2 protein-coding genes are annotated in these 1,560 nt (G+C 75.3%); both read left to right on the top strand.

Features of this window, described 5'->3' with window-relative positions; genetic code table 11:
* On the top strand, positions 1-705 hold a 705-nt coding region (locus tag AB0J52_RS39895), incomplete at its 5' end, for an amidohydrolase family protein (RefSeq protein ID WP_500188350.1).
* The coding region (locus AB0J52_RS39900; protein ID WP_500188351.1) for an SIS domain-containing protein at positions 702-1,560 on the top strand (859 nt) is incomplete at its 3' end. The genes AB0J52_RS39895 and AB0J52_RS39900, both read left to right, overlap by 4 nt.

The raw sequence follows: 1,560 nt of genomic DNA on the forward strand, positions 1-1,560 counted from the left end.
GACCCGACGCCCGAGAAGATCGCGACGCTGCTGGAGACGGGCCTGGTCAAGCTGGTCACGCTCGCCCCCGAGCGCGCCGGCGCACTGGACGCCATCCGCACCCTCACCGCGAACGGCGTGCTGGTCAGCGTGGGCCACAGCGACGCGTCCGCCGACCAGGTCGCCGCCGCCGCCGACGCGGGCGCGCGCAAGGTCACCCACATCTTCAACGCCCAGTCCGGGATGAACCACCGCGACCCGGGCGTGGCCGCGCAGGCGCTCGCCGACGACCGGCTGAGCCCCGGCCTCATCCTCGACCTGCACCACGTGTCCGCGACCGTGGCCAGGGTCGTCTTCAACGCCGCCGCCGGACGCGTCGTGCTCGTCACCGACGCCGCGTCCGCCGCGGGCATGCCGCCCGGCACCTACGAGCTGGGCGGCGAACCGATCACCATGCCGGAGCAGGGGCCGCCGCTGCGCGCCGACGGCACCATCGCCGGCTCCGGGCTCCGGCTCGACGAGGCCGTCGGCAACGCGCTGGCGCTCGGCGTCGACCCGGCGACCGCCGTGGACGCCGCCACCCGCGTCCCGGCGGACCTCGTCGGCCGCCCGGACCTCGGCCGGATCGCCCCGGGCGCCAAGGCCGACCTCGTCTGGCTCGGGCCCGACCACCGCGCGCGTATGACGTGGATCGACGGGCAGGAACTCCTCGGAGGGGGATCATGACCACCAGCCGTATGCGTGCCGAGATCGGCGAGCAGCCCGAGGCGCTGAGGCGCACCATCGAGGCGCTGCTGCCGCGCGTGCCGGAGATCGAGCGGCTCGCCGCCGAGACCCGCCAGGTGCTGTTCATCGCGCGCGGTTCGTCCGACAACGCCGCCGTGTACGGCCGGTACCTGATCGAGTCGCACGCCGGCCGCCTCGCCACCCTCGCCGCGCCGTCCATCGCGACGACCTACGGGCGCAGGCTCGACCTCGACGGCGTGCTGGCCGTGGCGATCAGCCAGTCCGGCAAGACCGAGGAGATCGTCGAGACGCTGGCCTGGGCGAAGGACTGCGGCGCGCGCACCGTCGCGGTCACCAACGGGCAGGACTCGCCGCTCGCCGAGTCCGCCGAGGTCCCGCTGATCACCCTCGCCGGGGACGAGCTGGCCGTCCCGGCGACCAAGACCTACACCACCCAGCTCGCCGCGCTCGCGGTGCTCGGCCTCGGCCTCGGCATCGGCCGGGACGCCGCCGACCTGCGCCGCGTCCCGGACGAGGTGGAGGGCCTGATCGCCGCGACCGAGGCGTCGCCGGCGCTCGGCCGGATCGTCGAGGCGCTCGCCAAGGTGCCGGGCGCGGTCGTGTCCGGACGCGGCATCGCGTTCGGCACCGCGCTGGAACTGGCCCTGAAGATCAAGGAGGCGTGCTACCTGCACGCCATGGGCCTGTCCTACGCCGACCTGCTGCACGGCCCGATCGCCGTCGTGGACGACCAGACCCCCGCCCTGCTCGTCGCCGCCGAGGGCAGCCCCACGCTGCCCGGCACGATCGCGCTCGCCGAGCGGGTCCGCGGCGCGGGCTCCGAGGCGTTCGGCT

The organism is Spirillospora sp. NPDC049652, assembly GCF_040675125.1.
GTDB lineage: Bacteria > Actinomycetota > Actinomycetes > Streptosporangiales > Streptosporangiaceae > Spirillospora.